Raw genomic sequence first — 25,807 nt, 5'->3', positions numbered from 1 at the left:
GGGCAGGATAGGTTTCGGTCGTGGCACGGGATACGGGGAGCCTGCTGACTACTGTCGGGCGGGCGGGTGCGTTGTTCGGCAGAGCTTGGCCACGTTTGCTGGCGGTGTTCGTGGTGGCGCAGTTGGCTCATCGCGGGGTCCAGTGGGTCGCGGTGCAGGCGGGGGCGAAGGCGGAAGCGGCCGGGATCGCGCTGCTGGCGTTGCTCGTGCTGATCTCACTGGCGATGTACGTCGCCATGTTCCTGGTCCTCCGCGGCGAGTTGCCGTTCCATCGGCGTGCGGTCGACGAAGGTGTGCTGGCGCCCGACGGGATGGAGCCGGGCAAGGAGCATCGGCCGATCGATGCGCTCGCGGCGGCGTTGTTGCCGTTCCTGGCGTTCTACGCGGCGTACAAGTTTCTCCAGGCCGAGGCACTCGAGTACGAGTACGAGCTGGCCGTCCACAAGGTGAACCAGACGGTCGCCGACGTGCTGGGCGGAGGCGTTGTCTCGCAGGAGTCGACGGGGCTCCAGTCGCTGTCCACCTGGTTGTTCATCGGCCTCGGTGTCGCGGCGTACCTGCTGCGGTTGTTCTTCAAGAAGCGCAGGGGCGGCGAGGACGGCGGCCCGGTGCGCAAGCTGTTCATCACTTACCTCGAAGCGCTGTGGATCTTCGTGGTCGCCTACCAGGCGTCGGCGTACATCCCGTCGCCGAAGGACTGGATCAAGGAACGCCGGGTCGCCGATTGGGTGCACGACGGCTATGTCTGGGTGCTCGACCAGGTTCTCGGGGTCGAGCGGATCCGGGAGATCTGGGACGCCGTTACCGGATTCGTTGCCGCCGGCATCGGCGATCTGTGGAACGCGGCCGTGTTGCCGCTGATGTGGATCACCATGACCGCGGTGATCTACGGACGCGCCGTGCACAAGGCACGGAAGCCACGGGTTCTGCGCTGGCGGTTCGACCGGATCACGCATCGCTGGCAGCAGACCCCGCCGATCGTGCGCGCGGCCGGCAACTCCATGGTGTCCGACTGGCGGGATCGCTGGACCCCAGTGGCGGACGCGTTCCGGTTGGTGGTCCGGTCGGGGCTGCGCCCGCTGCTCGGGTACTTCCTCGCCTGGGCCGTGGTGACGTACCTGGCCAGCGCGGTGTGGATCGTACTGCGGGACTACGTGCTCGGGCCGCACTCGTTGGCGTTCTGGCAGGTGATCGACGAGCCGCTGAACCTGGTCACGGAGGGGCTGAAGATCATGCTCCAGATCAGTCTGCTCGCGGCCGCGTACGACCGGATGGTGGGCGGGCTCGCGGGATACCTTCAGCCGCGGATCCGCGCAGTACAAGGGGATGCGACCGAGGACAAGGGGGTGACCGACCTGACCGCGGCTACCTCGGGAATGCCAGATACTCAGGGAGCTTCGTAGCCCAGGTGATCGTCGGCTGGACGGATTCGGCGACCTCGGTCGGTACGACGAACACGGCGACCGTCTCGAACGGCTTGCCCGCTTGCGGCGTCAAGTAGTACTGCGCGATCCGTGGGTTCCGAAACCTTTGAAGCTTGTCGTCGGAACCGCCGGCGCAACCCGTTGGGCGGTCGTGGAACGCGCTCTCGAGGTTCGACTCGTCCCAGATCCGCCCGTCCGGCGCGCGAAGGTGGACCCTGCAACCGCCAAGCGTCTCGAGTGCGGCCAAGTTGTCCACGCGGATGCGGAGATACACGCGGACGCGGGTCGTGCCTTCCGGCGGGGGTTCGGGGGCAGCGCTGGACTTGGGCTGGGGATCCACCTCGACACTCGCGTTGTACCAGGTGGCGTCCTGGTACGCCGTACCGCCGGCTGCGACGACGACTGGGTCGCGGGGTTCACTGTCGTACCACGACTTGTAGTCGGACCGGGTCGACCACCAGCCGAGTACGGGAACGGTGAGCACGAGAGCGGCCAGAGCAACCGTGTTCTTGCGGAACCAGTTCGGCTTGGCGCGGCGGGCCGTCATCATGTGCTCGCCCGGGTGAGGACGGCGACATCCTGACGGAGCGAGTCGAGCTGATCGGCCTTGACGTCCAGCGGGATCGTGGCCTGCGGCTCCAGTTCGGTGAAGATCTTCTTCTCTGTCACCAGCAGGATCGCGCCGGGCAGCTTATCGGCCGGGAGTTCGACCACGAACGAGCCGCGGACAGGAATACCCGGGGCGAGCTGGGTCCCGGTGAGATCGGCCTCTCGAAGGCCGCTCCGGTTCGCGCCGAGGTAGGTCGTGCCGTCGTCGGTGCGGATCTCGACCTTCTGCAGGAAGATCGGTTCGCGGGTGGCGTTGACGAGCGCGTCGATCACGACGAAGTCGGTCAACGTGTCGCGGTCGGGTTTCGTCCGGGGGATACGGAGCTTCTTGCTGACCCGGACCCCCTCGACGGTGAGCTCGAACCGCGGCGTCTCGACCGCCTTGCCGACGGCGCCCTTGACCGCGACCGGCTGCTGGAAGTCCTGCTGCGACGGGGTCAGCCGGTAGAGACCGATGATCGCGACGAGGACGAGCACGGTCAGGCCGATGTTGACGAGCTTGCGGCCGGTCATTTGGTGTTGTCCTTGACCTTGACGGTGCTCTCGGCCGCGGTCTTGTCCGGGGTCCACTTCTCGTGGTGGTCGAGCACGGATTCCTCGATGTGCTCGTAGTGCTGGACGGTCAGCTTGACTTCCTTCGGGAGCTCCGTCGCTTTGGGCAACTTCCAGACGTAGGCGACGTCCTCGGCCTGGCCGGGGGTGAGCACCGGGCCCTGGGTCTGGTCGCGCAGGTTCGTCGTACCGAGCGGGGCGTCGGTGGAGTCCAACCCTGGTACGTCGATGAGGCGGATCAGGTCGCTGGGTGGGATCGTGCCCATGTCGTCGGTGAGCTCGATCTTCGTGACGACTGCGATCAGCGCGCCGCCCGGGTCGGGTCTGAACAACGGCTCCAGGTCCTTTGTCGTGACCACGCGGTCGATCGTCACCTCGAACTGGCCCGCGTCGATCGCAGTACCGGCTGCCGCCTGTGGGGTCTCGTCGGCGGCTTTCTCCAGTCCGCCGAACGCCGCCGAGATCGCCAGCACCACGGCACCTGACCCGATCGCCCAGGTCCGCACCGACCGGCCGCGAACCCGGACATCCCGCAAGTCGGGCAGGTCCGCCCGTTCCCTGTTCCCCGTTGACACACGCGAAGCCTAACCACAGCAAGGCCCACCGCACGCCTTCCAGGAACCGTACGTGTCGACGAACCGCAGTCTCCGTGGAGCCGAGTCGGTCGTGGGGCCGGGTGGGTCGTGGAACCGGTTGGACGCGATGGGGCTGATCGGATGGAATGTGCGCATGGACGGCGGGCTGACGGTGCGGGCGGGGGTGGTTATCCCTGAGGCCGAGCTCGGTTGGCGGTTCTCGCGGTCCAGTGGGCCGGGCGGGCAGTCGGTGAACACGACGGACAGCCGGGTGGAACTCAGCTTCGATGTCAGCTCGACCACCGCGTTGAATGAGGCGCTGCGGGCCAGGGCGGTCGAGCGGCTCGCCTCCCGCCTGGTCGACGGGGTGCTGACGATCGCCGCCTCCGAGCACCGTTCACAATGGCGCAATCGGGAGGCCGCGCTGGCGAGGCTGGCCAGCCTGTTGCGAGAGGCGATCGCGGCGCCGCCTCGGCAGCGCCGCCCGACCCGCCCCAGCAAGAACTCCATCCGGCGCCGGATCGAGGACAAGAAGCGCCGCGGCGAAACCAAACGCCTCCGCAACCCCCCGGCCGACTAAGGGCGGGTGGGTGTGCGGGGCGGGACGCCGCGTGGTGCGGGCCCGGGGGTACGGGGTGTGGGACAGGCGGGTGTGCGGGGCGGGACGCCGCGTGGTGCGGGCCCCCGGGGGTACGAGGTGTGGGACAGGCGGGGGTGCAGGCGGGGGTGCAGGCTGGGGTGCAGGCGCGGGCCGTGGGACGGCCCGCGCCTGCTGTTGGGGTGGGGGTTCAGGCGGCGCGGCCGAGGGCTCGGTAGTCCCAGGAGGCTTGGCGCCAGGTGGTGGGGTCGAGGGCGTGGCGGCCGTCGACGATGTTGCGGACGGCTACGTAGTCGCCCAGCCATTCGGGGTCGAGTTCGCGGAACTGGTCCCATTCGGTGAGCAGGGCGACGACCTGGGCGCCGGTCGCAGCCTCAGCGACGCTGTCGGCGTAGTGCAGGTCGGGGTAGGCCCGCCGGGCGTTGTCCATCGCCTGCGGGTCGTAGACGCGGACGATCGCGCCCTCGGCGACGAGCAGCCGGGCGACGTCCAGGGCGGGGGCGTCGCGGATGTCGTCGGAGTCGGGCTTGAACGCGGCGCCCAGCGCGCAGACGGTGACCCCCGCCAGCGAGCCGCCGGCCTGGGCGCGGATCAGGTCGACGGTGCGCTGCCGACGACGCTGGTTGATCGCATCGACCTCACGGAGGAACGAGACGGCCTGGCCGACCCCGAGTTCGTCGGCCCGGTGGATGAAGGCGCGGATGTCCTTCGGCAGGCAGCCGCCGCCGAAGCCGAGACCCGGGCGGAGGAACCGGCCGCCGATCCGCGGGTCGTAGGACAGCGATGCGGCGAGCTGCTGTACGTCGGCTCCGGTGGTCTCGCAGACCTCGGCCATCGCGTTGATGAAGGAGATCTTCGTGGCCAGGAACGAGTTCGCGGCCACCTTGACCAGTTCGGCCGTCGGCAGGTCCGTGACCACCACCGGCACGGAAGCCTCCAGCAGCGGTGCGAAGGCCGACTCCAGAACCGACAGCGCCCACGGCGACGAGACCCCGAAGACCAGGCGATCCGGTCGCATCGTGTCCTCGACGGCGAATCCCTCGCGCAGGAACTCGGGGTTCCAGGCCAGCTCCACAGCAGTCCCGGCCGGTGCCGACGACTGCAGCATCGAGGTCAGCCGGGCCGCCGTACCGACCGGCACGGTGGACTTGCCGACCACCAGACAAGGCCGCGTCAGGTGCGGGGCCAGCGACGAGACCACCTGGTCGACGTACCGGAGGTCCGCTGCGGGCGAGTCGGCGGCCTGCGGCGTACCGACACAGATGAAGTGGACATCGCCAAAACCCCCGGCCTCGGCAATATCAGTACTGAACCGCAGCCGCCCGGAATCGAGCGCCTTGCGGAGCATCTCCGGCAGCCCGGGTTCGTAGAACGGAACCCGGCCGTCGGACAGCGCGGCGATCTTGGCCGCGTCGGTGTCGATACCGAGTACTTCGTAGCCCAGCACCGCCATGCAGATGGCGTGTGTGGCACCGAGATAGCCGGTGCCGAGGACAGTGAGACGTGGCTTTGCAGACATGGGTGTCCCCCCAAATCGACTTGTGCAGGGAATATCAGCGGCAGGGAATGTTGCTCAGACCTTCGCCGGCGCCGGTGACCTTGTTGTCACAGGCAACGACATTTGCCTCGGTCGGGCGCAGCGCGAAGCCGAACCCGGGCCCGTCCACGGCAGCGGTGTTGCCGGTGAACAGGTTGTGGTCGCCCCAGCCCTTCAGGATCTGATGGGTCTGGAAGCCGTCAGTGGTTGATTTCGTGCCGGTGTTGCCCTTGATCAACCAGTTGTTGCCCTTGACATCCACCCAGGAGTCGGCGCCGCTGAGTGCCGATCCGTCGAAGGTGTTCCCCTCCAGCAACCCTCCGGTGGTGCCTTCCTTGATGTCGACCGCCTCGGACGTGGTCTGCGAGATCTTGTTGTCCCTGACCACGTTGCGGTCGCTGCGGTCCGGCTTGCAGTCGTTGCTGGTGCACCAGTTGCTGACCGCGGAGCCGATGTAGACGCCTTCGCCGAACTTCTCCCGGCGCAGGCCCGTCTTGCTGATGGTGTTGTCCCGGACGACGTTGTCCGTGCTGTTGGAGCGCAGGTGGATCGCCTCGTCGCCGATGTCGTGCACCGTGAGCGCCTGGACGACCGTGCCGACCGTGGTGTCGGCCATCACGCCCTTCTGCCCGTTGGTCACGGTGAAGCCGACGAGTCGCCAGTACTTCGCCTTCTTCAGGTGGAAGACGTAACCGCCCTTGATGTTCTCGCCATCCAGTACTGCGCCCGCCCCGCCGCACAACCAGACCGGCTGCTCCGCGGTACCGGAGGCCTCGGCCACGAACTTCCCGGCGTACTTGCCGTCTGACAGCGCGATGCTGGTTCCAGGCGCGGCATTCTTCAGCGCCTCGGTCAACCCGTTCGTGTCGGAGACGGTGACCGTGGCGGCCGGGCAGGAGACCGGCGACGACGACGGCAGTGGTCCCTTGCCGGGAGCCGGCGCATCGGCGAGCAGCGGCGCGTCCTCCGGCTTGCGCTTGCCGTTCCCCTCCTCCTCTTCCTCGTTCTCCGGCGACGACGACGACGACGGAGTGTCAGATGGAGAGTCGGAAGAAGGGCCGGTAGGTTCCAGCGACGTGATCGTCGGAGCCGGCGGCACCGAAGGGATCGACGAGTCGGCACTGGGGGTCGGCGAGTCCGACGACGGCCAGACCGCGGCCACGACCCCGCCGCCGACCAGCAGCACGGCAGCAGCGGAGGCGCCGGCGATGATCAGGTCTCGCCTCGTCATTGCGCTCCCTGCCTGTCGATCTGTACTGCGGTCGCGGGCACCGGTTGTCCGTCGGAGACCGGTCCCTTGTCAGCGTAGGGGTGAACGATTCGCCGGATCTTCCTGGTTCCGCGTGCCGCCGTGAAGATCAGCAGCGCCGCCAAGGCGAGCCACATCGCGGTCAGCGGCTGCAGGAACCGCTTCAGCGTAACCAGGAACGGCGTGGTGTCGTGCCAGTTGCCGTCGTCGTTCCGCCAACTGCGCATGTTCACGTCGGCGGCCCGCTTGGTGTCGATGGCGCTGGGCCCCCGTCCGCTGATGGTGTTCTCGGTGACCTTCGTGGCGTTCACCGTGCCGACCAGTGACACCGCGTGCGACGTCGCGTCCGACATGGTGTTGCGCTGTACGGCGGCGGCCGAGTCGCGCACGTACACGCTGGTACTGCCGCCGCTGATGATGTTGCCGGACACGACCGACGAGACGACACCGTCCCGTACCGCGATGCCCTGCCGACCCGGATCCGTGACCCGGTTGCCGACCACGGACACGTCCTTCGCACCACCACGGACCACGACGCCCATGTCGTTGCCGTGCAGGTCGTTCGCGTTGACGCCGATGTTGGCGCCGCCGATCACCTCCACGCCGTACCGGGCGTTGTCACTGAGCTTGCTGTTCGACACTGTGTTGTTGCCGTAGCTGCCGAGGCTCGAACCGGTCGCACTGGGTCCGTCGGCGAGCGGCAGACCGGACATGGTCAGCCCGTTGCGGTGGTTCTGGGTCGCCTCGATCTCGGACAGCACGATGCCGGTCGTCGCCCGGGACAACACGATCCCGTCACCCGCGTTGCGGCTCGCAGTACTGGAGTCCACCACCGCGTTGGTGACGTAGCGGTGCATGACCAGGCCGTCGACCAGGCTCTCGTCGAACTTGCTGTCGCGGATGTCCAGACCGTTGGCACTGGCCGCGAACAGGCCGAACGCGTTCCGCTGGATCACCGTGTTCTGGATCAGCGCGGACACGAAGCTGTACTCCGGGTTGGCGATGTCCACCTCAGGCAGGGGGAGCGCGCCGGCTGGCAGGACCTGGCTGAGCGTGTTCTTGCCGGCCCCGTCGAGCCCTACGCCTGGCTGGTTCTTCTGTGTCGCCTTCTCAGCCGCGCGTTCCTGGTTGGCCCGCTTACCGACCCGCATGGTCTCGCCGAGCTTGTCGAGCGAACCGGAGTTCGGCCGGTCCGTACCAGTGAGCGACAGTCCGCCGGTCCGGCCGCTCCAGAACCCGAGGTCCGACAGTTCGGCGTACCGGACCCGCACCTGACCGCCGAGCGAACGGAGGTAGGCGCGACCGTCGTTGGTGAGGGTGTCCGGGCTGTCGGTGTCGCGGTTCCAGCTGGTGATCCGGACCGGTTTGCCCTCGGCGCCCTGCACGTTGAGCACACCGCCGTAGTTCACGATCGACACGAATCCGTCGGGATCGCTGGCCAGCCGCAGCCTCAGGCCGCCCGCGGACGACAGGTTCAGCGTCGCGCCGGACTGGACGACGACGTGCTCGGACAGCAGGTACCCGCCGTCCGGCTGCCGGATGAACGTCTGCGGCGCGAGACCGAGCAGGTCCTTGATCGTGTAGACCTCCCGCCGCGGCGTCAGCACCAGCGTGTACGCCGACCCGGTGGCGATCCGGTACGGCGTGTTCAGCGAGGTCTTGCTCCACCGGGTGAGCGAGTCGACGGTCCGGACCTCGACCAGTCGCCGGTCCTCGTCCGCGACGTACGCCGCCTCGGCCTCGGGGTCGCCCGGATACGGCAGCCGGTCGATCACCTTGTCCTCGGCAGCCGGTGTCTTCCCGGGCACGGACGGCTGGGTCGCGTCGGGCGGTTCGGTGGCCTTGGCGGAAGGCTGAGCAGGAGCCTTCGTACCGGGCTTCGATGGCTTTGGTGTGGATGGCTTGGGAGGAGTCGGAGTCGGGGTGGCGGCGAGTGCGCCCGGTTGAGCGAGCCCGAGGATCGCCAGGGTCAGAACGCCTGCGGTGAGAACCTTCCGCGGCTTGTTCACGCCACCGACTCCGTCTCCAGCGCCGAACTGGTGGACTGCCTCGCCATCCCAGCGGCCGGCGCGGCAGCCTGGTGCCGGGGGGCCTGAACGGCCGGCGCTGAGCTGGTACCGCGCAGCGAGGCGGCGTTCTGGCCCTCGCCGCCGACCATGGTCGCGGACCTGGTCAGCCAGCCCTGCTTGTTCATCGTCACGAACGCGTACAGCTTGATCGGCAGCGCGATCAGGATCACCGTCAGCGTCACCACCGGCAGCAGCAGGATCTCGAACGGGTGCCGGCGCAGATGCGAGATACCGCGGATCCCGCGCGCGATCATCAGCCAGGCGGCGGCCAGCGTGTAACTCTGCCAGGTCAGCTCGAGCCGGCTGAAGATCAGGTAGCCGATCGTGATCCCCATCGTCACCGGCGTGAGCAGGATCTGCAGCACGGTCACCTTGGTGACCAGCGGCACCCGCCACAGCCAGCCCTTCCAGGCCGCGGTCAGGTAGCAGCGGTACGAGTTCCGGCTCCAGCGGATCCGCTGCTTGACGAACGCCCGGAACGAGGCCGGGAACATCGACAGCGCCCGCGCCGACGACTGGTGCACGGTCTTGTAGCCGGAGGCAAGGACCAGCCAGGTCAGCCGGCCGTCGTCACCGGAGACGCAACGGCGGCCGAGGAAGAACTCGTTCTCCAGGTTGTCCAGCACCGACAGGACGACACTGCGACGGTATGCACCGGTCCGGCCGGACACGCAAGCGACCGCGCCGGCCCGGCCCATCGCGGGCACGTAGTCGTAGTACCGCAGGTTCACCAGCCAGTCGGCGACCCGCCGCCAGATGCTGGTGGTCCGCTCGTGCACGTTCTGCTGGGTGCTCACGGCACCGACCGTCGCGTCGACGAAGGGGTGCTGCACCGCCTTCAGCAGGCCCGGCTGCCAACTGGTGTCGGAGTCGGTGAGAACCAGGATCTCGTACTTCGCCGCGCGGATCCCGACGCCGAGCGCGGACCGCTTGCCCGCGTGCTTGAACAGGATCGGGTGCACCCGCGGATCGTCCAGCGCGACCAGCCGCTCGTACGCCTCGATGTCGGCGACGTCCAGCACGATCAGGATCTCGTCCGGGTTCTGCGCCCGCCAGCTCTCCAGGCAGCGCATCAGGATGTCCGGATCCTCGTGGTACGACGGCACCACCACCGAGGTCGTGGTGGTGTAGTCGTTGACGATCGGCCGGGCCAGCCGGGACAGCACGAACCGGTAGAGCCACAAGGCCCACACGATGATTCCGGCCAGGGCCAGCGGAACGAGGCTGCGCCATTGCGACAGATCGTTACCGGAAAAGCTGATTCCAGTGACTTTGTCCCAGATTTCGCTCAGGCTGAGCCGGCTCATGGGAATACCTGAAACAATCATTTGTTTCCCCCCACCGCATATGCGGTCGAATTCATCGGCCCCACCCCTGGAACCGATGACCCCTCCGGCCGGGCCTCACTGACCGGTCGGTGTCTTGCGAACCGCATCCGCCGGGGTTCTGTCCGGGTGGAACGGCCAGAATGAAAAGTAGCGGGCTGGGAAGTGGGAAGCCGCTGTCCCAAAGATCGTTCACGAAAGTTTAATCACCGGGTAACACACGTTGCGGGGATATTTCTGGTGACCCATGGGCATGGGACACTTACGCAATGAGTGGGCGGGTGGGACAAGTCGGCCGGTGTTTGCTGGCTATTGGTTTCGTGTTTTCTTTGATTTCCTGTTCGGACGGTGGTGAGGCGGCGCCGTCGCCGTCGGCGAGCAGTGTGCCCACGTCCGAGGCAAGCACTGTCGAAGCAACCACTCCGACACCTGTCCCCAGCACGCCGACCGTGCCCGCGGAGAATCCGGACTGCGTCGCCGGTCCGGGCAAGACGATCCGGCAACTCCCGGACATCACGGTGCCCGCGGTGACCATCGCGCCGGTGAATTCGGGTGACGAGACCGTGGTCGAGGGGTTCACCATCCCCGCGCAGACGATCGACGCCGGCTGCGTGATCCAGTACGACGCCCCGGGTGGTTGCCTGGGCGCGATCCGGATCACCGGCGCCTCGATCCCGGCCGCGACGATCCCGGAGAGCCGGGTGTCCGACTCGGACAAGGTGTACGCGGCCGTCACGGTGTCCGGGGTGGATGCGCCCGCGGTGAATTCACCCCAGGTCTGCCAGGTCGAGACCAACGGGGTGCTGCCGACCGTGACCCGCAAGGGCGTAGTACGGCGTGGGGTTTCGCGGCCTGGTACGGCGCGACCCGGTGGGAGTGAGAACGGCGTCAAGGTGGAGACCGTCAAGCTCGAGCCGGCCCGGCTGCCCGACGTGGACGTGGACCCGGCCCGGCTGGAGTCGCGCAAGTTGCCGGGTCAGGACAAGGTCGACGTGTTCACCGGCGAGGGCAAGATCTCGTACGTCGCGCCGGGGGACGTGCTGTTCGACTCAGAGCAGTGGACGATCCGGCCGGATGCGGCCCGCGCGCTGCACGCGATCGCCCTGAAGATCAAGGCCGGCTCGCCGAACGCCCGTCTCCGGGTGGAAGGCCACACCGACGATCGCGGTGACGCGACGTACGGCCTGCGTCTGTCCGAACGCCGCGCCCAGGCCGTCGCCACCTGGCTGATCCGCACTGAGAAGTTCCCCGCGTCCCTGATCACCACCAAGGGCTTCGGCGAAACCACCCCGGCCGTCCCCAACACCTCCGACGCCAACCGCCAGAAGAACCGCCGCGTGGTCATCACCGTCGCCACCCGCTGACCGGGATGTGAAACGGTTGGTTGAAAGGTAAGACGAGCGACGTAGTCTGGATTGCTGTGAGTCCAGGGATTGCCGTGCTCGTGGTCGCGCTGGTTGCCGGCGTGCTGCTGAGCCTGCTCAAGACCTGGTACGACGGGCGGTTCCGCGAGTCGCCGGTGGTCAGGGGAGCAGCGGTGGACGAGGATCGCGTTGACGCGAGTGATCTGGGTGTGGAGCTCGGTGAGCGGGCGACGTTGCTGCAGTTCTCGTCGGCGTTTTGCGCGCCGTGCCGAGCGACCCGGCGGGTGCTGGCCGATGTCGAGTCGATGGTCGACGGGGTCCGGCATGTGGAGCTCGACGCCGAGTCGAACCTGGACCTGGTCCGCCGCCTCGACATCCTGCGGACGCCTACTGTGCTCGTCCTCGACAGCTCAGGCGCGGTCGTCACCCGTGCCAGCGGCCAGCCCCACAAGCCGGCCGTCATCGCCGCACTGGGCACCGCGCTGGCCAGCTGAGTCCAGAGTTTGGGCGGCAGCAACCTGCCTTAGATGGTGTTGGCGGCCCAGATAGGTGATGCTTTGGCGGTGAGTTTCCCGGCCGGGTGGTACGACGATCCACGAGACCAGTCTCAGCAGAGGTTCTGGGACGGTGCGGCGTGGACCGAGCACCGCCGTCCCCGCCCAGGTCCACCGCCGTACCAGGCGCAACCCCCTCTCCCGTCGAACCAGCCAGCGCAGTACCAAGGTGCGCCACAGCACACCGGCGCGCCGCAGTACCAAGATGCGCAGCGGGCGCAATACCAAGGAGCGCCCGCCTACCAAGGTCCTGGGTTCGGCTATGGATCCATGGTGCCGTCGACGCCGGACGGCGTGCCGTTGTCCGGGTGGTGGAAGCGGGTCTGGGCTCGGCTGCTCGACGGATTGATCGTGCTGATCGTGAGCCTCCCGCTCACCGGTTACTTCTGGTACCACTACATCGGTGCCCTGGTGGACTACCAGAGCGAGGTCTTCGACCGCGCCGTCGCCGGCGAGACCACCAACTTCAACGCCACGCCGCCCTGGGACGTCTATCAATGGGCGATCCCCGCCGCGCTGATCGCGCTCGCGGTGAACTTCGTCTACGAGTACTTCTTCCTGGTCCGCTCCGGCGCGACCCCCGGCAAGAAGGCGCTCGGCATCAGCGTCCGCCTGCGTGAAGTCCCCGGACCGCCGCCGCCGCTCGCGGTCTGCAAGCGGTTCGGCCTGTACTCCGCGCTGTCGCTGCTCAGCGGGGTCCCGATCGTCGGCAGCCTCTTCAGTCTGCTCAGCCTGCTCAACGACCTCTGGCCGCTCTGGGACGACAAGAAGCAGGCCCTGCACGACAAGGTCGCCGCGACGAACGTCGTACTCGGCCCCCAGCCCCGTCGCTAGGCGACCACCACGTCGCCGAGGACCTCGAGGTAGTGCTCGCAGGGGTACCAGATCGACACACCGGCGTGGATGTGTCCGTCCGCCTCGTCGAAGTAGAGATCGGTGTAGATCTCTCCGCCACACGCATGCGAGTCGTACACCTGTTCGGCTTTGACATGGCCGAATACCTTCGGTTGCCCGCCGCGGATCGCCGCCAGCGCATGTAAGGCATCCAGGTCGAGAGCGGAGAAGGTGGTCTGCGCGTTCCAGCCGCTGCGGGTCGGCTCGGTCACTTCACCGGACATCGGTTCCTCCCGTGGTTTCGTCTGACCACCAGCATCGGCCGCGTTCTTCAGCCAGCCTTAAACTCCTTCGGGATCAGGCAACTTGTCCGAATATTGATCAATTGTCTCGCTGGGTGGGACCACGGCTCGCGATGCCGGACAGGTTCCGTACTCTCAGTGCGTGACTTACACGACGTGGCTGACCAAGCGCAGGGCAGTGGACAACTGCCGGATGCGCTCGTCGCTGTGTCGTCGCCGCTGACCAGGCGGCGTCCCGAGCGCTTCCGAACCGGTCGCTGAGCACGGTTCGCAGTACGCCGCCTCCCGCATCCTCTGGGCGGGATCTTGCTCGATCCCCACTCCTTCCGGGAGTCGCCATGTCTGACAAGACGGCAACAAAACCCCAGGTAGATCCGCGCGGACTCCGGTTCGCCGCGGCGCTCACCACGGTCGTGCTCGCGCTGACCCTGGTGCTGAACAACCCGTGGCCACTCGCGGTCCAGGCCTTGGTGTTCGCGATCTCGGTCGCCTTCGGCGTGAGCGCGTCGCCGTACGGCCAGATCTTCAAACGACTGATCCGGCCCCGGCTCGGCCCGCCGAAGGAACTGGAGGACGCGACGCCGCCCCGGTTCGCCCAGCTGGTCGGGCTGGTGTTCGCCGTGCTCGGCCTGATCGGCTACCTCACCGGCGCCGAGGTGCTCGGCGTCGTCGCCACCGGGTTCGCCCTGGTCGCCGCGTTCGTGAACGCCGCGGTCGGGCTCTGCCTCGGCTGCGAGGCCTATCTGCTGATCCAACGTATTCGTACGCCATCCACCGCTACTACCACCTGAGGAGCAGCAAACATGAGCAGGGAATCCGCTCTCGTCTCGGCCGACTGGGTCGAGGAACACAAGTCCGACCCCGGTGTCGTTCTGATCGAGGTCGACGAGGACGTCTCGGCGTACGACGCCGGCCACATCGCCGGTGCGATCAAGCTGGACTGGAAGGAAGACCTCCAGGACCACGTCCGCCGAGACTTCGTCAACAAGGAGCAGTTCGAGGCGCTGCTGTCCGACCGCGGCGTCGCCAGCGACGACACGGTCGTCCTGTACGGCGGCAACAACAACTGGTTCGCGGCCTACGCGTACTGGTACTTCAAGCTCTACGGCCACGGTGACGTCAAGCTGCTCGACGGCGGCCGCAAGCGCTGGGAGCTGGACAGCCGCGAACTGACCGACGAGGTGGTCAAGCGCGAGGCCACGCAGTACACCGCGCAGGAGCCGGACCTGAACATCCGCGCCTTCCGCGACGAGGTCGGCGAGGCCATCGGCGTCAAGAACCTGGTCGACGTCCGCAGCCCCGACGAGTACGCCGGCCGGCTGCTCGCCCCGGCGCACCTGCCGCAGGAGCAGGCGCAGCGGGCCGGGCACATCCCGACCGCGGCGAATATCCCGTGGAGCAAGGCGGCCAACGACGACGGCACGTTCCGCCCCGACGACGACCTGAAGCAGCTGTACGCCGACGCGGGCGTCGACTTCGGCAAGGACACGATCGCGTACTGCCGGATCGGCGAGCGCTCGGCGCACACCTGGTTCGTGCTGCACGAGATCCTCGGTCAGGCCAACGTCAAGAACTACGACGGTTCCTGGACCGAGTGGGGTTCGCTGGTCGGCGTACCCGTTGCCCTCGGCGACGAGCCCGGAAAGGCCTGAACATGTGCGGAGCAAAGCAAGGCGGCCTTGACCTCAAGGGCGTCGACATCGACAAGGAAGCCGTGATCCAGGGCCAGGTGCTGCGCGGCGACGAGCCGGTCGGCGGCGCGTACGTGCGGCTGCTGGACTCGACTGGTGAGTTCACGGCCGAGGTGCCGACCTCGGCGACCGGGCACTTCCGGTTCTTCGCCGCGCCGGGCAGCTGGACGCTGCGCACGCTGGCGCCGAAGGCCGAGCCGGTCGACCGCCAGGTGGTGGCCCAGTACGGCGAGGTGGCCGAGGTGGCCGTCTCCGTCTGAACCAAGCTCTGGGTGGTTCGGTGATAACCCGGTGGCCGGGCGCTCGTTGAGCAACTAGCCACGGTGGTGAATCGCCGAGCCCCCGGTTACGAACTGTGAAGTCTCCGAGGGCCCGGGCCTTGCGCGCTCGGGCCCTCGGCCTGTCTCCGGCCGGCTGGATGGTGTCCAGTCGCCACGCCGGTGATTCGTCGATCCCTGCGCCGATTTCCCTTGTGGCGTAGGGATCTTTCTATGCCGTCACGTGTTCCGGGTGCTTCTCAACTGCACAATCTCCACACTCTCGCAAGACCGCGTTCTTCTCGACCGCCGGGCCGAATGTAACGGTTTGATCTCGGAGAGGGTCTGGCTCGTTACCTACCGCGACCGGCCGAGTTGTGTCTGTGTCCTGGCCCGCCCAACGGGTCACGTCATCACTCAGGGAGGAGGGGTCATGAGACCCCGCATCGGATACAAGAAGCTCGCTGCCGTCGGTGTCGCGGCGGTTGTCGGCGTTGCTTCTACGATCGCGCTGACCTCGGGTTCGGCGTCCGCCGCGCCGGTTTTCGGTTACAGCGGCTACGCGTTCGGCACCGACGTGCAGACCGGGCTGGCCAACAGCGGCCCGCAGGTCATCAGCCAGATCAGCTGCACCACGGACCCGAGCCGGCAGTCGAGGAACGACCTGGCCACGGCCAATGTGAACAACCAGGCCATCGCGAAGACGGTCACGACCGACACGCATGCCTTCAACAACAAGTACGGCAACGGCGTCACCAGCAACGCGACCGCCGCGGACATCCGGGTCGGCGGGCTGCTGTCGCTCACCGGGGCCAAGACCACGACCACCGCGTGGTACAAGAACGGCAACCTGTACTACACCGGTAGCACCACCTTCGCGGCCGTGAAGATCGGTGGCATCCCGGTGCCGTCGCTGCTGAAGGCCAAGCCGAACACCAAGGTCGCCATCCCGGGCCTGGGCTACATCGTGCTGAACCGCGTGGGCGGCGTGAAGACGAGCACGGGCATCTACTCGTACGCGCAGGCCGTCGTGCTGCACGCGACCGTGAAGAACAAGTACATCCCGCAGGGCGTCGACGTCGCGGTTCTGAAGACCCGCGCCGAGATCACCAAGCCCGCCACCGCGATGGTGATGGGTGACGCCTACGGCACCAAGGCGAACGTCGACAAGCTGGTCGTCTCGGGCCCGACCTCCTACCAGGCCACCTGCCAGGGCACGGAAGGAAAGACGGTTCGCGTCGCGGTCGGAGAGGTCGTCATCCCGAAGGTCGCCTACGTGGGTGCGGTTTACACCACGAAGAACGGCATCGTCGGCGCCGACAAGTCGGCCGTGAAGTTCACCTCCCACGTCGCGGGCGTGAAGGTCGGCAACCTGTCCATCGGCGCGATCGAGTCCTCCGCGTTCGCGTGGAAGACCAAGGACGGCAAGTTCGGCACGCACTCGTCGTCGAGCATCGCCTCGATCAAGGTCGGCAAGAAGGTCTACAACGTCCCGACCGAGCCGAACACCACCCTGGAGATCCCCGGCATCGCCACCCTGACCTTCAACGAGGTCGTGAAGCAGAGCCGCTACGTCTCCGTGAACGCTCTGGTGATCCGGGTCCACGGCCTGAACACCAAGGTAGTCGTCGGCCACTCGGCCGCCGGTGTGATCGGCTGATCCAGCCCCACACCCCTCCCCGCTGAGCCGAACCTCACCGATTCAGCCGGGCAACACGACGGCCCCCCGGCCGGACCCCAAGTCCAGCCGGGGGGCCGATCCACGCCCAGCGGCGGCCGCGCCGGTGACGCCGTGCTTCACCGCTGACCAGTTGTATAACCCGCCAGCGACGCAACGACCCACCAGCGGTGCAGCGACCACGGCTCTCGCTCGGCCTCACCCACAGCTGCGTCAGGTGTCGAGGATGAGGGTGACCGGGCCGTCGTTGACCAGTTCGACCGACATGTCGGCCCCGAAGCGGCCGCATTCGACCTTGGCGCCGAGAGACTCCAGTGCTGTGCAGAAGGCGTCGTACAACGGCTCCGAAACCGCGCCGGGTGCCGCGGCACTCCACGAAGGACGCCGGCCTTTGCGAGTGTCGGCGTACAGGGTGAACTGACTGATCGCGAGGATCGGCGCCTGCTCCTCAGCGCACGACCGCTCGTCCCGCAGGATCCGCAGCGTCCAGATCTTCGCCGCCAGCGCGGTCGCCTTCTCCGTGGTGTCGACATGCGTCACCCCGAGCAGGACCACCAGCCCGGCCTCGCCGATCGCCCCGACCACCTCACCCCCGACCGTCACCGACGCCCGGCTGACCCGCTGCACCACCGCTCTCATGCCGCCCAGTCTGCCAAGCCTCATATCCCCGCCCGGAGCGGCTCCGATCCACGGGATGCTCTCGGGACCTTGAACACCACCTGGCGTCCTCGGACACGTCCTGTCCTGTCCGAAGTCCCCGTGTCTTGTCCGAACCCCCTCGGCCGCCATGCCGCCGGCGATCCCCTGGGTCTTCGCTGGACGACGAGACCACGGCCATCACCGGACCGCCTGCCCGCGCCTCCCGCCGCGACGGGAGATTGTCCGGTAAGCGGCCCCAGTTACCGGGGAATATCCCGTATCGGGCGGGGATCTGGCACGATTCGTTCATGACGTCGACGTTGCTCACCGTTGCCCCGACCGGCGCCGAGACCGCCAAAGCGGACTGCTCGGCCCTGCCGACCACCCTCGACGAACTCGTCGAGACCGCGAAGCGCTGCGAGGCCGCCGGCGCCGCGATGATCCACGTCCACATCCGCGACGCCGAGCACCGCCCGACCCTCGATCTCGGCCGGCTGACCGACACGGTCACCGCGCTCCGCGAGAACACCGCGCTGATCGTGCAGCTCTCCACCGGCGGCGCGGTCACGGATCCGTACGATCACCGCCTCCGGGTGCTCGACGCCGCGCCGGACTCTTGTTCGCTGACGATGGGCACGGTGAACTTCGGCGACGACGTCTTCATGAACCCCTGGCCGTTCGTCACCCAGCTCTACCAGCTCACCCAGGAACGCGAGATCGTTCCGGAGTTCGAGCTGTTCGATCTCGGTCAGGTCGCCGCGTTGCAGCGGTTGCTCGACAAGTTCGGCCTGCCGTACGGCGGCAAGGTCCACTGCGATCTGGTGATGGGCGTCCCCGGCGGCATGCCCGGTACTGCGGACGCTCTGGTTGCCGCCGTCAACGGTCTGCCCGACGCGGTCACGTCCTGGTCGGCGACGGGCGTCGGCCGGACGACGTTGCCGGTCGCGTTCGCGGCGCTCTCGAAGGGCGGTCATCTCCGCGTCGGCATGGAGGACACGCTGACCCTCGCCAAGGGCCGCCCGGTCACCCACAACGCCGAACTCGTCGAACGCGCCGCCGCCCTGGCAACCCTCGCTCAGCGTCCGTCCATGTCACCCGACGAGGCGCGAGACCTCCTCAACATCAAACGCCGCTGAGTTCTCACCGGGGACTGCGACGGTCGGGCCGGTCGCCGCTGCTGGATCATGACCACCAGTACGCCGACGGCGACGATCGTGGCCTCCAGCAACAACCAGTCGCGGAAGTAGTCGCGTGGAAGCACGGTCGGGTTGATCCCCTTGCCCTGCCGGAGCAGGAGGGGTATCGCCACGAGCGTCGTGATCCCGGCATACAGAAGGGTCGTGCGGATGGTGGTCACGGTGCGGTGGTGATCCGGGCCGATCGACCAGCGGGTAAGGAGCCAGCCGGCGCCGATCGTCAACGGCACCAGGAGGAAGTCGTCTGCCAGTACGGCTCCGCCTAACCAGAGCGGCAACCGGACCAACGCGTCGGTGCTCAAACTGTGCAGCAACAGCCGCAACCCCCACAGCCCGAATCCGACCCCAACCACTGCAAGCGCAGCACGGACAACAACCACAGACGGGCTGGGTGTTGCGTCGTCCGGGCTGTGGTCTGGGTCGGGCGGGCTGTGGTCTGAGTCGGGCGGGGTGCGGTCTGCGTTGGGCGGGCGGGGTGTTGCGTCGGGTGAGATGGGGGTTGGGTTGGTGGTGGTGTTGTCATTGGGGGACTGGCTGTTGGGGGTCATGGGAGGATCTCCAGGCGGTGGACCCATTTGGTTTGGAGGACGCCGGGGCGGTTGGGGGCGATGACGCGGGCGGGGAAGCCGTGGTCGAGGTCCAGGTCGCTGCCGTTGAGGCGGAGGGCCAGCAGGGTGAGTGGATCGTCGGCGAACTGCGGCGGCAACTCGCTGGTCGCGTGGAAACCGCCCTGTTCCATCGAGACGACCCGGACGCGCGAGGCCGCCGGTGCGCCGCAGAATCTGAGCAGGTCGCGGATGCGGATGCCTTCCCAGTGCGCACCCTGGCTCCAGCCCTCGACGCATGCGATCGGCAGTTCAGAGCGGCTCTGGGGGAGTGCTCTCAATTCTTCCAAAGAGTAAGTAAGTTGCTGAGGGCCCTCGATGGTGAATCGCCAGTCCGAGCCGATCCGCGGGACGCCGGCATCGTGGGCGGTTCGGTTCACCGGGAGACCTTGTGGGCCGATACCGGGTTTGCGTGGTGCGAGTACGGCGATCGGGCCGAGGGCTGGTACTGATTGGCCGATCGAGGCGACTCCGATGAGGGCTCCGGCGCCGGCGACCGTACGGAACAGGCCGCGCCGGCTGAGTCCGGTGATTGCTGGCGGCAACGAGTCGGCGGGTTGCGGGAGCGGCGTACGGTCGGCTGGGGTCTTCTTCCAGTGCGCAAGGATCAGCGGGAGTTTGACCGCCAGGTGGACGAGGAGGGCGCCCACGATGATCCAGGCGAGCGCGTAGTGGGTCTCCTTGAAGGGGAACGGCCAGGGGTACCACTGGAGGGTGTTCAGGAATCCGATGAAGAGTTCCAGTGCCATCGCGGATACCAGGACGAGGATGGAGAGGCGTTCCAGCACCGTGCCCAGTGCCGTGCCCAGCGTTTGGCGGCTGGGTGGCCAAGGGAGCTTGGCGAAGAGCTTGGGGTAGACGGTCCACAGCTTGGCGAGGAGCAGTGGGATCGCGACGGTGCCGGTGAGGATGTGCAGGCCCTGGGTCACTCGATAGAGGGACGACGGTCGGCTCGGGATGTGCAGCCAGTCGGGAGTCGCCTGCTGGAGATGGCTGAACAGGCCGGTGAGGAAACAGATCGTCACCGCTATGCCCAGCCAGCGGCCGATCACGGTCGCCACGCGTGGGTGGTGCAGCGGAGACGGGAACGACTTCTCCGTCGGGAGCGCCGGCAGTTTCATGTCCCCCATCACAACGCCACAAACCGCGACCCGGACCTCCCGAACGCTTACCGCCCACGAACATCCGGGTGATCCGGAGCAGTCATTCCAGGTTTGGACGCGGGACCGCTTACGGATCGGAAACAGCGGGGTGCCGTCAAGGGCCCGGGCGGGGTGAGAGTTGGGGCGGGTGGCGGTGCGAGGGTGGCGGGTTCGGGTGGTTGGGGTGGGCGGTGCGGGATGGCTTGTGGCTGGAGGGGGCGGGATTGTTGCCGGATTGCAGGTTTTGCCGGCTCGCGGGTGGGCTGGGTGCGTGACAAGGTATTCGGTCGGGGTGGATCCGGGGTGGGGTGGCGTGCGTCCCAGGCCGGGTGCACCGGGGAGGGCCTAGGCTGGTTGGGCTGGGGTGAGAGGAGAGGCACAGGTGAGGACACAGCTGCGGTCGTCGGACGATGACGAACGCGCTATGGCCGACCTGGCGGACGTATCCGACTGGCGCCGCCTCTGGGGCCCGCCGGGAACCGGGCTGGAGGCGATCCGGGCCCTGGTGATGCGGGTGACCGAGGCTACCGGTTGGCGTCCGTGGGCGCCCGGCAACATCGACCCGAATCGCTACACCTGGGGCCTGGTCACCCAGCGCCAGACCGTGATGCTGGTGCTGCCCGACGCCGTGCTGCCGGACAGTCCGCGCAGCGGGTGGTCGGCGTACGGGTTCGGGCGGGCGGATGTGCCGGCTGTCGAGGACGGGCTGGACGACTACTGGCCAGGACAGCTGCAGCTGGCGCGTAAGCACTGGGGTGAGCCGGTGTTCGTCGGCCCCGGTGACGACCTGCGGATCCCCGAGGAGTGGCGCGGCCGGCGCCGGCACCTGGCGGTGTGGTTGCGGCCGGGCGCCGAGATCCACCTGTACGCGACCCAGCCCGATGCCGAGGTGCCGAACTCCGCGGCCGGCTTCGGGTACTCCGTCTATGCGAGCGAGGTGGCCTGATGGCTGTCGAGGAACAACTGCTGCGGGACCTGAACCGGCTGTTCGGCCCGATCCTCCAGAGGTTGCGCCAGCGACGGCGCAATCGTCGGCTCTCGCGTCGGCTCTCCCGGCAGCAGGAGCGGCGCTCGATCGCGGAGGAGCTGCGCGACAGCATGGCGCAGAATCCCCAGCTCGAGTCGGAGGCCGACCGGCTGCTGGCACAGCTGTCGCCGGAAGAGCGGCAGGAGGCGATGGACCAGCTCGCCGAACGGGTTCAGCAGGATTACGACCGGCAGGACCGGGAGGCGAATACCGAGCTCCAGCAGGACCAGGACCGCGAACGGGACCCGAATGACCTCGACGACAACCAGATCGACGACCGGCGGGACAGGGACCTCGATCAGCAAGAGATCGAGGACCGCGTCGACGACGACGGCAACAACATCGACGACAACCGCGACGAGGACCTCGAGGACGAGCAGGACGCCGAGCGCGGCGAGGAGACCGCGGAGGCCGGCCAGCAGCGGGACGAGAGCGCCGAGGCGGACCGGCAGCGCACCGAGCAGCAGCAAGAGGAGCAGCGGAGACGGGAGCGCGAGGGGGACGGGCCGGACGTCGGACCGGCTGAGGCAGCCGGGGCGGCAGCCGGTACTGCGGCGGTGGTGGACGAGGTCGGCGACGAACTCGGCGAGGACCGCGATCAGGCCGAGCAAGCCCAGGACGCCCAGACGCAGGAATCCGAGCAGGGCCAGGACGGGCAGACCCCGGAACTAGAAGCTCAGGAAGCCGACGCGCAGGCGGAACAGACCCAGGACGGGCAGACCCCGCAGGTTCAGGAAGCCGAGGCCGAGGAGCCTGTGCAGGCCGATGAGGTCGCACAGGACGAGCCGGAGCTCAGCCCCTACGTCGCCGAAGAGGGCGCGGCTGAGCCGGAGATCGATGCGGATCAGCGCGATCTGGAGCAGGGCGATCCGGAGGTCACACAGGATCAGCGTGATTTCGAGCCGGATGAGCCCGAGGTCAACCCGTACGTGGCCGCGGAGGGCGCGGTCGAGCCGGAGGTCGCCCAGGATCAGCGCGATCTGGAGCAGGGTGAGCCGGAGGTCGGTGACGAGCAGCGCGACTTCGAGGCGGATGAGCCGGAGGTCAGCCCGTACGTAGCCGAAGAGGGCTCCATCCAGCCGGAGCGCGGCGACGACAACCAGCCTGGGCTGGAGCAGGAAGCCGAGCAGAACGAGCCGGAGCGGGACGGGAACGCCGAGCAGGTCGCGTTGCCGACGGCCGGCGATCAGCGGGCCGCGGCGGAAGCCGAAGAGCGCAACGAGGAGGAGCGCCCCGGGCAGGAGAGCCCTGGGCAGGAGCGCCCCGGGCAGGAGCGCCCCGGGCAGGAGAACCGGCGTCCGGAGGCGCTGGACAAGGTCATCAAGCAGGAGCAGCTGAATGATCCGAGCCGGGTCAACGGCGAGCGGGTCAGTGGCAACGGCAAGGAAATACCGACCTCCGAGAAGGCCAATCTGACGAAGCAGACGCAGGCGGGAGTTGCGCCGGCGGCCGGTGCCACGAGGCAGGACCGGACCCCGGTCGAGGCGGGCGTCGGTGGGAAGAACGCCGGCGCGAGGGCCAAAGAACTCCGCCAGGACAGCCCGGCCAAGGGACCTGCCGGCCGGGGCGGGAGCGAGTAGTCCCAGGTGACCCCGGTCGGCGCCAACGCCCGGCCGGGGTCGTCAGTAAACGATGGCCTGGGCATTGTCGGTGAGGATCTCTTCGGCGAACGCCTGGGCGCCGGCGATCCGCGCGCCCGGCACCAGGTCCGTCTCCGTCAGGTCGCGGCGCTTGGCGCACTGGGTGCACACGGTCAGTTGGCCGCCTGCCAGTACGCCGGCGAGCAGGTCGGCGAGGGGAGCGGCGTACGGGAGGTCGAACTCCTCGGCCTTGCCCGGTACGGCGAACCACACGGCGTCCCCGGTCAGCCACAGCGAGACCGTGGCTCCGGAGGCGACGGCGGTGGCCGCGACGGTGAAGGCCTGGTTGGCGCGTTCGGGTTCGTCGGCGCCTGCGGTCAGTTTGATCACCAGGGTGCGGGACATCACGCCACGGTAGCCCAGACCCCGCCCGGGCATCCCCTAGACTGGCGAACGTGCTGCACGTCATCTTCACCTCCCTGCTGGTGCTGGTCTGTGTGTTCATGGGCTGGTTCTCGGCGTTCGTCGTCTACCGCCTGTACCGCGGTCGCGGCGCGAACTGACGACCGGACGACACGATGGCGTTCGAGATCCCGCAGGACCTGCACCCCGATCTGGTACCGCTGGCCTGGCTGCTCGGCCGGTGGGAGGGCCGCGGTCACGGTGACTACCCGACGATCGAGAAGTTCGAGTTCGGCCAGCAGCTCGACTTCAGCCACAACGGCAAGCCGTACCTGCACTACGTCAGCCAGACCTATGTCGTCGGCGAGGACGGCACCAAGGTCCGGCCGCTCGCGGTGGAGACCGGGTTCTGGCGGCCGAAGCCGGACAACAAGATCGAGGTCGTGCTGGCCCACCCGACCGGGATCGCGGAGATCTGGTACGGCGAGATCGACGGCGCCAAGATCGAGCTGCAGACCGACGTGGTCGCCCGGACGGTGACCGCCAAGGAGGTCAGCGCCGGCCATCGGCTCTACGGCCTGGTCAAGGGTGAGCTCCTCTGGGCCTACGACATGGCTGCCGAGGGTCAGCCGCTCCAGCCCCACCTCTGGGCCACCCTGGTCCGCAGCTAGCTCTCCGAAACCCAGGAGTACTCGACCTTCGGCCGCCCGCTGCGTCCGTCGTACCGTTGCGTCCGTAGCGCCTGGCCCTGGTCGGCGAGGTGTTCCAGGTACCGGCGGGCCGTGATCCGGGACGTCCCCAACGAGGCCGCGACCTCCTCGGCGGTCCACCCTTCCCGGTTGCCGAGCAGCTGCACCACCCGGTCCAGAACGGATCCCGCCAGCCCCTTCGGCACCGACGAGACGGTTGCCGGATGCAACAACCGGTCCACCTCGTCCTGGTCCGCGACCACCTGGCCCAATTCGGCGGCCCGACGCTGACGCAGGTACGCCGACAGTCGGTCGCGCAACGTCTCGAAGGCGAACGGCTTCAGCACGTACTGCACCACGCCGATCCGCGCCGCTGCCTGAACCGCGGCCACTTCACGTGCTGCTGTCACGGCCACCACGTCCGTTTGGTTGCCTGCGGCCCGCATTCGCCGGACGACATCGAGGCCGTGCCCGTCCGGGAGATTCATGTCCAGAAGCACGAGGTCGACCTGTTCCCGGCTGAGCACCTGCAGCGCGCGAGCCGCAGTACCGGCGACGCCGAGACAGGTGAAGCCCGGCAGGCGATCGACGTACGTGCGATGCGCTTCGGCCGCCACCGGATCGTCCTCGACCACGAGGACCCGGAGCTCAGGCACTCGCGTTCACCGCCCGCGGCAGCCGGACCCGGACCGTCAGCGCCGGGACCTCCGCCAGTTCGGAATCCGGGTCGACCATCAACGTGCCCTGCCAGCGTTCGACCGTACTGCGAACCAGGACGAGCCCCAGTCCGTGGCCCGGCTCGGGCTTGGTCGTCCAGCCGCGTTCGAACATCCGGGCCAGCTCGGCCGAACCCAGTTCGGAGCCGGTGTTGGTCACCGCGAGGTCGATCGCATCGGTCGTAGTCTGCGCCTTCAACTCGACGCGCCGGGGCGCCGGACCACCTCGCGCGGCCTCGATCGCGTTGTCGAGCAGGTTGCCGACGACGGTGACGACGTCCTGGGCCGGGAGCTTGGTGGTGAGCGATTCCGAACCGAGGTCGAGGGTGAGCACGACACCGCGTTCCTGCGCCTGGGAGAGCTTGGCGAGCAGGAGGGACGCGAGCACCGGATCGCCGACCGTGCCGACCACGCGATCCGTCATTGCCTGGGCGAACTGCAGTTCCGACACCGCGAACTCGCGAGCCCGTTCCGGCCGGCCGATCTCGATCAGGCTGACCACGGTGTGCAGACGGTTCGAGGCCTCGTGGTTCTGCGCCTGCAGGGATTCGGCCAGGCTGCGGACCGCGTCGAGTTCACCGAGCAGCGCCTGCAGTTGGGTGTGGTCCCGCAGGGTGACGATCCGGCCGGATCGGGTCGGCTGCTGGTTGACCACGACGACCCCGTGTGCACCGAGATGCAGTTCGTCGTACGCCGGCCGCCCGGCGCGTAGCAGTTCGGCCAGGGCCTCGGGCAGCCGGAGATCGTCGATGGCGGCGCCGGGCTGGACCTCGTGGAGGCCGAGCAGGTGGAGCGCCTCGTCGTTGACCAGCTGGATCCGGCCGTCGACGTCGACTAGCAGCAGGCCTTCGCGGGCGGCGTGCAGGACGCCTTCGTAGAAGTCGAGCATCCAGGCCAGCGCCCCGGTCCCCATCCCGCGGGTGGCGCGACGTACCCGCCAGGACACCAGGGCGTTGCCGGCGATCGCGATGCCGAGCATCAGGCTGCCGATGCCGAGCATGGTCCGGATCTCGGTCTCGAGCAGCTCCCACCAGCCCGGCGGGGTGAGGCCGGCCGCGGCGGCGTCCCGGTCGGCCTGGGCGCGGGCGCGGCTGGCCAGGGTGATCCAGACCATCGCGATCAGCACCAGGACCGTGACCGTCTGCAGCCAGAGCACCTGGCGCCGCAGCTCCCACGGCCGACGTTTCATGCCG

The 25,807-nt window shown here is 68.1% G+C and carries 27 protein-coding genes; 13 read left to right on the top strand and 14 right to left on the bottom strand.

Annotation, left to right across the window (positions count from 1 at the left end; genetic code table 11):
• Positions 1-20 precede the first annotated feature (20 nt).
• A complete protein-coding gene (locus EV643_RS37240; protein ID WP_238166072.1) occupies positions 21-1,403 on the top strand; it encodes a hypothetical protein in 1,383 nt (460 codons plus the stop codon).
• Here EV643_RS37240 and EV643_RS37235 read toward each other — a convergent pair.
• From EV643_RS37235 to EV643_RS37225, 3 genes are read right to left on the bottom strand one after another with little or no spacing between them, the layout of a single operon-like run.
• Positions 1,366-1,971: a hypothetical protein gene (locus tag EV643_RS37235; RefSeq protein ID WP_133804922.1), complete on the bottom strand. Its 606-nt coding sequence runs from the start codon at positions 1,969-1,971 to the stop codon at positions 1,366-1,368. The genes EV643_RS37240 and EV643_RS37235 overlap by 38 nt on opposite strands.
• Positions 1,971-2,546 (bottom strand): hypothetical protein, encoded by a 576-nt coding sequence (locus EV643_RS37230; RefSeq protein ID WP_133804921.1) that lies wholly within the window; start codon positions 2,544-2,546, stop codon positions 1,971-1,973. Before EV643_RS37230 ends, EV643_RS37235 begins: the two co-directional genes overlap by 1 nt.
• On the bottom strand, positions 2,543-3,160 hold the full coding sequence (locus EV643_RS37225) for a hypothetical protein (protein ID WP_238166071.1): 618 nt from the start codon (positions 3,158-3,160) through the stop codon (positions 2,543-2,545). The genes EV643_RS37230 and EV643_RS37225 overlap by 4 nt, the downstream gene beginning before the upstream one ends.
• A gap of 154 nt (positions 3,161-3,314) precedes the next feature.
• On the opposite strand from EV643_RS37225, the gene arfB reads away from it, so the two are divergent.
• Complete coding sequence (gene arfB, locus EV643_RS37220; protein WP_133804933.1) at positions 3,315-3,740, top strand: alternative ribosome rescue aminoacyl-tRNA hydrolase ArfB; 426 nt, start codon at positions 3,315-3,317, stop codon at positions 3,738-3,740.
• A 208-nt stretch (positions 3,741-3,948) separates the two neighbouring features.
• On the opposite strand, the gene EV643_RS37215 is transcribed toward arfB, so the two are convergent.
• From EV643_RS37215 to EV643_RS37200, 4 genes are read right to left on the bottom strand one after another with little or no spacing between them, the layout of a single operon-like run.
• Positions 3,949-5,277 carry a UDP-glucose dehydrogenase family protein gene (locus EV643_RS37215; protein WP_133804920.1) on the bottom strand — a complete coding sequence of 443 codons (1,329 nt, stop codon included), beginning with the start codon at positions 5,275-5,277 and terminating at the stop codon, positions 3,949-3,951.
• A gap of 34 nt (positions 5,278-5,311) precedes the next feature.
• Positions 5,312-6,526: a right-handed parallel beta-helix repeat-containing protein gene (locus EV643_RS37210; protein WP_133804919.1), complete on the bottom strand. Its 1,215-nt coding sequence runs from the start codon at positions 6,524-6,526 to the stop codon at positions 5,312-5,314.
• Positions 6,523-8,553, bottom strand: a complete 2,031-nt coding sequence (locus EV643_RS37205; protein WP_133804918.1) for a right-handed parallel beta-helix repeat-containing protein — start codon at positions 8,551-8,553, stop codon at positions 6,523-6,525. Before EV643_RS37205 ends, EV643_RS37210 begins: the two co-directional genes overlap by 4 nt.
• Entirely contained in the window at positions 8,550-9,920 is a 1,371-nt protein-coding gene (locus tag EV643_RS37200; protein ID WP_133804917.1) for a glycosyltransferase, read from the bottom strand. The genes EV643_RS37205 and EV643_RS37200 overlap by 4 nt, the downstream gene beginning before the upstream one ends.
• Positions 9,921-10,387: 467 nt before the next feature.
• On the opposite strand from EV643_RS37200, the gene EV643_RS37195 reads away from it, so the two are divergent.
• The 3 genes from EV643_RS37195 to EV643_RS37185 all read left to right on the top strand — a co-directional run bounded on the left by EV643_RS37195 (position 10,388) and on the right by EV643_RS37185 (position 12,690).
• Positions 10,388-11,302 carry an OmpA family protein gene (locus EV643_RS37195; protein ID WP_166665721.1) on the top strand — a complete coding sequence of 305 codons (915 nt, stop codon included), beginning with the start codon at positions 10,388-10,390 and terminating at the stop codon, positions 11,300-11,302.
• Positions 11,303-11,358: 56 nt separating this feature from the next.
• Complete coding sequence (locus EV643_RS37190; RefSeq protein WP_133804915.1) at positions 11,359-11,796, top strand: TlpA family protein disulfide reductase; 438 nt, start codon at positions 11,359-11,361, stop codon at positions 11,794-11,796.
• Between the two features lie 69 nt (positions 11,797-11,865).
• Positions 11,866-12,690 (top strand): RDD family protein, encoded by an 825-nt coding sequence (locus EV643_RS37185; RefSeq protein WP_166665720.1) that lies wholly within the window; start codon positions 11,866-11,868, stop codon positions 12,688-12,690.
• Here the strand turns inward: EV643_RS37185 and EV643_RS37180 are convergent.
• Positions 12,687-12,974 (bottom strand): hypothetical protein, encoded by a 288-nt coding sequence (locus EV643_RS37180; RefSeq protein WP_133804913.1) that lies wholly within the window; start codon positions 12,972-12,974, stop codon positions 12,687-12,689. The two genes, EV643_RS37185 and EV643_RS37180, sit on opposite strands and share 4 nt — an antisense overlap.
• A 356-nt stretch (positions 12,975-13,330) precedes the next feature.
• On the opposite strand from EV643_RS37180, the gene EV643_RS37175 reads away from it, so the two are divergent.
• The 4 genes from EV643_RS37175 (at position 13,331) to EV643_RS37160 (ending at position 16,600) form a co-directional block, all read left to right on the top strand.
• Entirely contained in the window at positions 13,331-13,783 is a 453-nt protein-coding gene (locus EV643_RS37175; protein WP_133804912.1) for a DUF4395 domain-containing protein, read from the top strand.
• Positions 13,784-13,795: 12 nt separating this feature from the next.
• The gene (locus EV643_RS37170; RefSeq protein ID WP_133804911.1) at positions 13,796-14,644 is read left to right on the top strand and encodes a sulfurtransferase; all 849 of its coding nucleotides are present in this window, start codon (positions 13,796-13,798) and stop codon (positions 14,642-14,644) included.
• 2 nt (positions 14,645-14,646) lie between these two features.
• On the top strand, positions 14,647-14,943 hold the full coding sequence (locus EV643_RS37165; protein ID WP_133804910.1) for a DUF1416 domain-containing protein: 297 nt from the start codon (positions 14,647-14,649) through the stop codon (positions 14,941-14,943).
• Positions 14,944-15,373: 430 nt separating this feature from the next.
• Positions 15,374-16,600 (top strand): choice-of-anchor P family protein, encoded by a 1,227-nt coding sequence (locus tag EV643_RS37160; protein ID WP_133804909.1) that lies wholly within the window; start codon positions 15,374-15,376, stop codon positions 16,598-16,600.
• Between the two features lie 231 nt (positions 16,601-16,831).
• On the opposite strand, the gene dtd is transcribed toward EV643_RS37160, so the two are convergent.
• Positions 16,832-17,257, bottom strand: coding sequence for a D-aminoacyl-tRNA deacylase (gene dtd / locus EV643_RS37155; RefSeq protein ID WP_133804908.1), 426 nt, complete (start codon positions 17,255-17,257; stop codon positions 16,832-16,834).
• Between the two features lie 308 nt (positions 17,258-17,565).
• Between dtd and EV643_RS37150 the strand changes: the two genes are divergently transcribed.
• A complete protein-coding gene (locus EV643_RS37150) occupies positions 17,566-18,393 on the top strand; it encodes a beta-keto acid cleavage family enzyme (protein ID WP_133804907.1) in 828 nt (275 codons plus the stop codon).
• On the opposite strand, the gene EV643_RS37145 is transcribed toward EV643_RS37150, so the two are convergent.
• Both EV643_RS37145 and EV643_RS37140 read right to left on the bottom strand, forming a co-directional pair.
• Positions 18,333-18,767: a hypothetical protein gene (locus EV643_RS37145; protein ID WP_133804906.1), complete on the bottom strand. Its 435-nt coding sequence runs from the start codon at positions 18,765-18,767 to the stop codon at positions 18,333-18,335. The genes EV643_RS37150 and EV643_RS37145 overlap by 61 nt on opposite strands.
• 230 nt (positions 18,768-18,997) lie before the next feature.
• On the bottom strand, positions 18,998-20,179 hold the full coding sequence (locus EV643_RS37140; protein ID WP_133804905.1) for a molybdopterin-dependent oxidoreductase: 1,182 nt from the start codon (positions 20,177-20,179) through the stop codon (positions 18,998-19,000).
• 403 nt (positions 20,180-20,582) lie between these two features.
• On the opposite strand from EV643_RS37140, the gene EV643_RS37135 reads away from it, so the two are divergent.
• Together EV643_RS37135 and EV643_RS37130 are read left to right on the top strand one after the other, a co-directional pair.
• Entirely contained in the window at positions 20,583-21,146 is a 564-nt protein-coding gene (locus EV643_RS37135) for a hypothetical protein (RefSeq protein ID WP_238166070.1), read from the top strand.
• Positions 21,146-22,807 (top strand): putative sodium/potassium/calcium exchanger, encoded by a 1,662-nt coding sequence (locus tag EV643_RS37130; RefSeq protein WP_133804904.1) that lies wholly within the window; start codon positions 21,146-21,148, stop codon positions 22,805-22,807. Before EV643_RS37135 ends, EV643_RS37130 begins: the two co-directional genes overlap by 1 nt.
• Positions 22,808-22,849: 42 nt before the next feature.
• On the opposite strand, the gene EV643_RS37125 is transcribed toward EV643_RS37130, so the two are convergent.
• Positions 22,850-23,212, bottom strand: coding sequence for a DsrE family protein (locus EV643_RS37125; RefSeq protein ID WP_133804903.1), 363 nt, complete (start codon positions 23,210-23,212; stop codon positions 22,850-22,852).
• A 173-nt stretch (positions 23,213-23,385) separates the two neighbouring features.
• Here EV643_RS37125 and EV643_RS37120 point away from each other — a divergent pair, with 173 nt between their 5' ends.
• Positions 23,386-23,880 (top strand): heme-binding beta-barrel domain-containing protein, encoded by a 495-nt coding sequence (locus tag EV643_RS37120; protein WP_133804902.1) that lies wholly within the window; start codon positions 23,386-23,388, stop codon positions 23,878-23,880.
• On the opposite strand, the gene EV643_RS37115 is transcribed toward EV643_RS37120, so the two are convergent.
• Positions 23,877-24,554: a response regulator gene (locus tag EV643_RS37115; protein WP_133804901.1), complete on the bottom strand. Its 678-nt coding sequence runs from the start codon at positions 24,552-24,554 to the stop codon at positions 23,877-23,879. The two genes, EV643_RS37120 and EV643_RS37115, sit on opposite strands and share 4 nt — an antisense overlap.
• Positions 24,547-25,803, bottom strand: a complete 1,257-nt coding sequence (locus EV643_RS37110; protein WP_133804900.1) for a sensor histidine kinase — start codon at positions 25,801-25,803, stop codon at positions 24,547-24,549. The genes EV643_RS37115 and EV643_RS37110 overlap by 8 nt, the downstream gene beginning before the upstream one ends.
• Positions 25,804-25,807: the final 4 nt, after the last annotated feature.

The organism is Kribbella caucasensis (genome assembly GCF_004361855.1).
Taxonomy (GTDB): Bacteria; Actinomycetota; Actinomycetes; order Propionibacteriales; family Kribbellaceae; genus Kribbella; species Kribbella caucasensis.
Note: the sequence above shows the minus strand (reverse complement) of the source record. Positions and strands in the feature narration are given on the sequence as shown.